Source organism: Corallococcus sp. CA053C, assembly GCF_003611675.1.
GTDB lineage: Bacteria > Myxococcota > Myxococcia > Myxococcales > Myxococcaceae > Corallococcus.
On the sequence record NZ_RAWA01000454.1, the window covers coordinates 1 to 7,370 of the forward strand.

Consider the following 7,370-nt stretch of genomic DNA (forward strand, 5'->3'; position numbering starts at 1 on the left):
GTCCCACCCACCCCACTTACGGGCGCCAGGCGTCCGCGTCCAACTTCCGGCCCCTCCGGTGGACATCCCGGGGGGCCGGCAGGGGGGAATCAGAACAGCAGGTTGAAGTAATTGGCCTTCGCCCTGGCGCCCACGCACACCTTGACGTCCGCGCTCCACGACTGCGCGGGCGGCGAACCGGAGGCCTGGAAGAGGAACTCCAGTTCCTCCTGCTTCGCCAGGTCCAGCACGTCCACCTCGCCGCTGCTGGTGAGCTGGAGCTTGTTGGTGGGCCCGGTGCCGGTGCGGCGGAAGTCGCCCAGCAGCACGTACTCGGTGGAGCCCGGCTTGCGCACCGACAGGCTGGCGCGCTCGATGCCGCTGATGTCGGTGGTGGCGGTGGCGTCGAAGAGCTTCAGCCGCACGTGGGTCTCCACGTCGGTGTCGTCCGGCAGGGCGCTGGCGAAGTCACCCAGCGGTACCTGGAAGGTCTGCTCCACGCTGCCGTTGAGCGGAGGGGCGGCGGGGAAGGAGAGGTCGTTCTCCGTCTTGCAGATCTCCTCGGCCTCCACCTCGATGGCGAAGAGGGATTCGCAGCCCGTGGTGAACAGGGGCAGGGCGCAGCAGAGCAGGAGGGTGCGGAAGGATTTCGTACGCATGGTGGGGAGTCTCCTGGCTCAGAAGAAGTAGAGGATGAAGCCCAGCTTCACGGACGGGATGGTGGCCCGCATGTGCAGCGGCCCGGAGGTGACGGAGGAGTCGTCCGCCGCGTCCTGGAGGAGCGGGGTGGGGTCCGGCACCGTGAGCGCCACGTAGCTCAGGCCCACGTGCAGGAAGAAGTTGAAGCGGCTGTGCGCGCCCACCTCCAGACCCGCGCTGCCCGTCACGTAGTTGTAGGTGACGTCGCGGATGGCCTGCGACGTCGTGCTCGGCTCGCGCCCCAGCCAGTCCAGCACGTCGCTGTACTCGGAGCCGAAGTAGTGGCCGACCTCCGCGTTGAAGGACGGTGAGATGAACGTCTGCATGGGCAGGATGCTCACCCCGCCGCGCAGGCCGAAGCTGAGCGTGTTGGTGGTGGGGCCCGCCTGCAGCCGCAGCCACGACGCGGGCCGCACCACCGCGGACACGCCGACGCCGTGCGGGGCACCGGCGTCCACCAGCAGGCCCAGCGTGTGCTTGGGGGCGCCGTCGTCCTGCGCCAGGGCAGGGGTGGCGAAGCCCAGCGCCGCCAGACACCCGAGCGCGAGGGGGGAGTGAAGAAGGGGGGTGCGTCGTCTCATCGGAAGGGAGTCCATCGTCATGACGAAAGTTCCACGGTGTTTGCCGGCCCGCGTTCATCATTCGCGGAAGGGGGCCCCGAAGAGAAGCGAGGTTGCGTGAAACCCGTACGGGCTTTCCGGGATGCCGCGATCCGCGGGCCGAGGACTGCTCGGTTCCCGACAGGGTGGGCGTGACCCGGGGGGCTTCAATCCCTGTCGGGTCACGGACGTCCCGCTCCACCTCATGGGTGATGGCCAGACGCGCAACCCAATGCGAGCGTACGATGGGCTGGCAGCGCAACGGTTGTCAGGACCGGGAACCGGGGGCCAAGGATGATCGACGAAGTCGATCAACGCATGAAAGCCTGGGTAGGGCGCATTGCCACGGAAGCGCCCGTGTATCTGGGCGTGCCGGACAGGGACTCCCTGGAGCGTGGCGTCTGTCTTTATCTGCTGGAGCTGGGGCCCGCGCCCCTGACGCGCACGGTGGCGCGCGGCACCCTTCAGTTCACGGTCTGCTATCTGGTGACGGTGGGCGCGGACACGCCGGAGCGCGCGCACCGGCTGCTGGGGGACCTGGTCTTCGCGGCCATGGGTGACAAGGAATTGGAGGTGGACCTGAGCCCGGTGCCGGCGGCGCTCTGGGCGGGGCTCCGTTCGGTGCCGCGTCCGGCCTTCCGCCTGCGGGTGCAGGTGCGCAAGGAGCGGCCGTTGGCGGAGGTGCGCTGTCTGTCTTTGGTGGGGAGCGCCCCCGCGCCGGGCCCGCTGCTGGGGCGGGTGGTGGGGCCCGGGGACGTGCCCATCCGCGGCGCGTGGGTGGCGCTGCCGTCGCTGCACCTGAGCACGCGCACGGATGCGGAGGGCCTCTTCCAGTTTCCCAGCGTGTCGCCCATGGAGTCGCTGGGCCGGCTGGAGGTGCGCGCCGAGGGCGAGATGCTGGCGGTGGAGTCCGAGGTGCTCGCGTCGGGCGCGATGCCCCTGGTCATCCGGATGCCGGTGAAGGAGGACTGATGCTGCCCGGTGTCCCGCCAGTCGAGGCCGAGGAGGCCCGGGTGTCACCGCCCCGCGAGCGCTATCACGGCGCCTGGGTGCTGGCGCTGGCGCGGTGGCTGAAGGCCTGGGCGGAGCGGATGCTGGCGGAACATGACGCCGCGCTCGTGAAGGAGGCGGAAGGCGTGAGGGCGCGGGTGCGCTCGTTGCCGCTGCGCGAGCCGGTCGTGACGCCGCCGCCGCCCGTGCCCGCGTGGCTGCCGCGTCTGGAGGGGTCCTCCGACGTGACGCGGCCGCCGCCCGTGATGGCTGTCTTGCCACCGCTGCCGTCGCACCTGTTGGATGATGACACTCCCACGCCGCGCCCCAACACGCTGCGGTGCTTGCCCAGGGGGGACGGGGACGTGGAGGTGCCCCTCCAGGTGGCGCTCGGGCCGCTCCTGGATTTCGACCCGGATGACCTGCTGCCCTCCGAACCCGGGACGGTGGTGGCACGTCCGCCGCTGCCCGCGTCCCTGCTCCAGGCCGCCGCGATTCCCTGCGATGACCTGACCCTGGCGCAGCCCGATGCCACGGCGCTCGGGGATGCGCAGGCAGCGCAGCGCTCCTTGCATGTCGTGCCCCCGCTTCCTCCCGGGCAGCCCGCGCGGGAGTTGCTCGTGCTCTTGAGGGAGCCGGAGGACACGCCCACCCGGCCCTCGGTGCCGTGGCTCGAGTCCACCCCGCCGACTCCGTCCGAGTCCGCCGAAGCGGAGGAGGTGCTGCGCGAGTGCGAGCGTCTGGAGTTGGAGACGCAAGGCGAGTAGGGCGCGCGTGCCTGCATGTCTCCGCTTCGCGAGGCTATGCTGCGCGGCGCGATGGCCGAGCGCACCCGACCCAGCACCTTGTCCCCAGTCCTTACCGGGGCTGACGCCGAGCGCCAGCTCGAAGGCCGTGCGGAGCTCATCTCCGTGGCCCGGCGTCAGCACGCGGAGCTGGAAGCGCTGCTGTCAGGCCGTCGGTGGCGCCGGGCGCTGCTGCGCCGGCCGGAGCTGGTGCCCGCGCTCGTTGCCCAGGCGGACGCACTGCGAGAGGCCCTGGAGCGCGTCCAGCGTCGCGCCGCAGTGGAGGCGTGGAGCGAGGACACGCCCGTGCTGCGCGAGGCCCGGGAGCTGTCGGCGCGGCGCGAGCGGCTCATCGGCCTCGCGCGGCGCAGGCTGGAATCACTGGCCGTGGTGCCCGCGCACCTCTCAATGGAAGAAGTGCTGACGCGGCTGGAGGCGCTGGTGCGTCAGCCGCTGGTATGGGAGCTGAACCCGGGCGAAGTGCTGGTCTTCGAAACCGACGCCCGCTTTCATCCGAGAGCACGCCAGGGCGAAGCGCTTCTTCCCGGCCGCGGCCTGTCCCTTCGCCAGCGGGCAGCTCCCCTCGCGCGCACCGTGCTGTCGCCGCTCGTCCGTCCGCTGGTGTGGCCCTTCCTGGGCTCCGGCCGGCTGCGGATCACCAGTGAGCGCGTGCTCTGGCGTCCGGTGTTCGGTGCGCTCCAGGAAGTACGCCTGGGCACCATCGTCGAGGATGGCATCCAGCTGGAACCCGGCTCGCTCGGCATGCGCGTGGTGGGCAACCGCCTGCTGCACGCACGGGGAATGACAGACGCGGAGGAGGTGGCCGCGCTGCTGGAATTGCACCGTCAGGCTCCCCTGCGCGGAGCAGCCCGGTCCGGTGTGCGGCTGGAGTCGGTGGCAATCTTTCCCGCGAAGCTGGGCCGCCTCGCGGGACATGCCGTGCTGCGTCCCCAGGGCGTGTCCTTCATCCCGGAAGGGCAGGGGGCCAGGGCCCTGAGCGCCGTCACCGGCAAGGCCACGTCACTGCGGGGCTTCAACGCGGTCCCCGTGCTGGAGGCCCTGCGCTGGCTGCCGGAAGCAGAGTTCGACGCGTGCGTGGCGCGCGTGGTGGACGCCACCGGAGGCCAGTCCTGGGCCGCCGGGGACACGCGCTATGTCGCGGGTTCCCCCGTGTGGAAGGAGCTCCGCATCGTGCGCGGCGAAGACACGCTGGTCGGCAAGGTGGAGTGGGCCCAGGAGGCCGCTGCGGGAACGCTCCTGCGCGAGTGGCCCCAGGCACTGCCGTCCCAGGGTTGAAAGTTTCCGCTACGCCGTACAAAGGCTGTCGCCGGGTCCCGGTCCACCCGTTCCCCTGTTCAAGACACTTCACCTACAGTGAAGCCTGGGCTGTCCGCCCCTTTTCCAGAGAGGCATCATGAAAGCCAGACACCCGGCCTCGCGCCGTGGCCTCGCGCGCGCCTTGTCCGCGGCGCTGCTGTTGTTGAGCCTCCCGTCCTTCGCGCAGCACTTCACCGTCTTTGAAAGCGGTCAGGTCCGTCCCCTGGCCCTCTCCCCCAACGGCCAGTGGCTCTTCGCCGTCAACACGCCCGACAACCAGCTGGAGATCTTCCAGGTCGGCACGGGCGGCCTCGTGCACACCGGCTCGGTGCCCGTGGGCCTGGAGCCCGTCGCCGTCGCCGCCCGGAGCAACGACGAGGTCTGGGTCGTCAACCATCTGTCCGACAGCGTGAGCATCGTGCGCGTGGACGCGGGCGGGCATGGCGGTGCGGTGACGCGGACGCTGCTCGTGGGGGACGAGCCCCGCGACATCGTCTTCGCCGGCACCGGGAAGAAGCGCGCCTTCATCACCGCGGCGCACCGGGGGCAGAACACCGCGTTTGATCCGCAGCTCACCACGCCGGGCGTGGGCCGGGCGGACGTCTGGGTGTTCGACTCGGAGAACCTGGGCGCGACGCTGGGCGGCACCCCACTCACCCGCGTCAGCCTGTTCGGGGACACGCCGCGCGCGCTCGCGGCCTCGCCGGACGGCTCGCGCGTCTACGCGGCGGCGTTCCATTCCGGCAACCGCACCTCCGTGGTCCACGAGAGCCTGGTGCCCAACGGTGGCGAGTCCGTGGGCGGCGTTCCCGGCCCCAACGTCAACCACCAGGGCCTCGCGGCGCCGGAGGTCTCCGTCATCGTGAAGTACAACGGCCAGGACTGGCTGGACGTGCTCAACCGCCCGTGGACGCAGTCCATGCGCTTCTCCCTGCCGGACAAGGACGTGTTCGCCATCTCCGCCACCGCCAATCCGCCCGTGCAGGTTTCTGGCGCCGGGGGCTCGTACTCGGGCGTGGGCACCATCCTGTTCAACATGGCCGTCAACCCGGTGAGCGGGAAGGTCTACGTCAGCAACACCGAGGCCCGGAACGACCTGCGCTTCGAGGGTCCCGGCACCCTGGTGGGCAGCAGCCTGCGCGGCCACCTGCACGAGAGCCGCATCACCGTGCTGGGCAGCTCCGGCGTCGTGCCGCGCCACCTCAATTCACACATCAACTACGCTGCCTGCTGCGCGCCCGCGCCCAACGCGGAGAGCGAGAAGAGCCTCGCGCAGCCCATGGGCATGGCGGTGACGTCCAACGGCGCCACGCTCTACGTCGCCGCGTTCGGTTCGTCGAAGCTGGGCGTCTACGCCACCTCCGCGCTGGAGGCCGGCACCTTCGTGCCGAGCACCGCGAACCAGATTGCGCTGACGGGCGGCGGCCCTACCGGCATGGTGCTGGATGAGGCCCGCAACCGCCTCTACGTGCTGACCCGCTTCGACAACGCCATCTCCGTCGTCAACACCACCACGAAGGCGGAGGTGGCCCACCTGCCGATGTTCAACCCCGAGCCGCCGAGCGTGGTGCAGGGCCGTCCGTTCCTCTACGACGCGCGCACGAGCTCCAGCCACGGCGATTCGTCCTGCGGCAGTTGCCACATCTTCGGCGACTTCGACAGCACCACGTGGGACCTGGGCAACCCGGACGGCGACGTGAAGGCCAATGCCAACCCCGTCGTGCCGGTGCTGCCGGAGTTCGGGACGGACCCGACGTTCGGCCAGGACACGTCCTTCCACCCGATGAAGGGCCCGCTGTCCACGCAGAGCCTGCGCGGCATGGCGAACCACGGCCCCATGCACTGGCGCGGGGACCGCACGGCTGGCAACGCCGCGCCGAGCGTCCAGCCCAACGGCGGCACCTTCGACGAGGTCGCGGCCTTCAAGCAGTTCAACCCCGCGTTCATGGACCTCTTGGGGCGCAGCTCCCAGCTCACCCCGGAGCAGATGCAGAAGTTCTCCGACTTCATCCTCCAGGTGGCCTATCCGCCCAATCCCATCCGCAACCTGGACAACTCGCTCACGCCGTCGCAGCAGGCGGGCAAGGACTTCTTCACCAACACCACGAGCTCCTTCCAGGGCTCATGTGGGGCCTGCCACCGCGTGGACGTCAACGCCAACCCCGGCGAGGGCCCGTTCAAGGGCTTCTTCGGCACGGAGGGCAAGAGCTCCTTCGACGTGGAGCCGCTGTTCCCCAAGGTCCCGCACCTGCGCAACATCTACCAGAAGGTCGGCATGTTCGGCGCGGGCTTCGCCTTCGGGACCACTCCGGTGGATCCGTTCCTGGGCGACCAGGTGCGAGGCATTGGCTTCAACAGCGATGGTGCCATCCCCACGCTGTTCCTCTTCAACAGCGGCTTCGACTTCGACCCCATCTTCAACGCGGTGGGCATCCCGAACACGCCCGCGGGCGTGCAGGCCAAGAAGGACATGGAGCAGTACATGTTCGCCTTCGAAACCAACCTGGCCCCCATCGTCGGGCAGCAGGTGACGCTCACCGCCAGCAACGCTGGCGTGGCGGGGCCGCGCATCGACCTGCTGACGGCGCGCGCGAACGCGGGCGAATGCGACCTCGTCGCCAAGGGCCGCGCCGGGACCTACGAGATGGGCTTCCACTACGTGGGCGGCGGGCTGTTCAAGGCGGACCGCGCGGCGCTGCCGCTCGTGGCCGCTTCGGCGCTCCGCTCGGCCGTCGCCGCGAACCAGGGTGTGCTGACGTACACCTGCACGCCCCCGGGTTCAGGCACGCGCGTCGGCATCGACCGGGACCTGGACGGGTTCCTGGATGGGGATGAGCGGGCAGCGGGGACGAACCCCGCGAACCCGTCCAGCCACCCCTAACCCTCTTCAGGGAAGTCCGGTAAGGCGCAGGCCAGCGTGAAGGAAGAAGGCGGCGAGAACGTCGTGGCGGTGGCCCAGGCGCACGAATGAAGCGCGTGCCTGGGCGCGCAGCTCGGCGAC

The 7,370-nt window shown here is 70.3% G+C and carries 6 protein-coding genes; 4 read left to right on the forward strand and 2 right to left on the reverse strand.

Going from position 1 to position 7,370, the window contains the following annotated elements:
* Window positions 1–89: 89 nt before the first annotated feature.
* Together D7V97_RS37045 and D7V97_RS37050 are read right to left on the reverse strand one after the other, a co-directional pair.
* Window positions 90–638: a hypothetical protein gene (locus D7V97_RS37045; RefSeq protein WP_120615327.1), complete on the reverse strand. Its 549-nt coding sequence runs from the start codon at window positions 636–638 to the stop codon at window positions 90–92.
* Window positions 639–656: 18 nt separating this feature from the next.
* The gene (locus tag D7V97_RS37050) at window positions 657–1,259 is read right to left on the reverse strand and encodes a hypothetical protein (RefSeq protein ID WP_233583466.1); all 603 of its coding nucleotides are present in this window, start codon (window positions 1,257–1,259) and stop codon (window positions 657–659) included.
* Window positions 1,260–1,595: 336 nt separating this feature from the next.
* Between D7V97_RS37050 and D7V97_RS37060 the strand changes: the two genes are divergently transcribed.
* From D7V97_RS37060 to D7V97_RS37075, 4 genes are all read left to right on the forward strand, one after another.
* Window positions 1,596–2,249, forward strand: coding sequence for a carboxypeptidase-like regulatory domain-containing protein (locus D7V97_RS37060; protein ID WP_158623531.1), 654 nt, complete (start codon window positions 1,596–1,598; stop codon window positions 2,247–2,249).
* On the forward strand, window positions 2,249–3,034 hold the full coding sequence (locus D7V97_RS37065) for a hypothetical protein (protein WP_120615331.1): 786 nt from the start codon (window positions 2,249–2,251) through the stop codon (window positions 3,032–3,034). The genes D7V97_RS37060 and D7V97_RS37065 overlap by 1 nt, the downstream gene beginning before the upstream one ends.
* A 78-nt stretch (window positions 3,035–3,112) precedes the next feature.
* Window positions 3,113–4,348 carry a hypothetical protein gene (locus tag D7V97_RS37070; RefSeq protein WP_147445132.1) on the forward strand — a complete coding sequence of 412 codons (1,236 nt, stop codon included), beginning with the start codon at window positions 3,113–3,115 and terminating at the stop codon, window positions 4,346–4,348.
* A gap of 118 nt (window positions 4,349–4,466) precedes the next feature.
* Window positions 4,467–7,250 carry a hypothetical protein gene (locus tag D7V97_RS37075; RefSeq protein WP_120615333.1) on the forward strand — a complete coding sequence of 928 codons (2,784 nt, stop codon included), beginning with the start codon at window positions 4,467–4,469 and terminating at the stop codon, window positions 7,248–7,250.
* Window positions 7,251–7,370 lie beyond the last annotated feature (120 nt).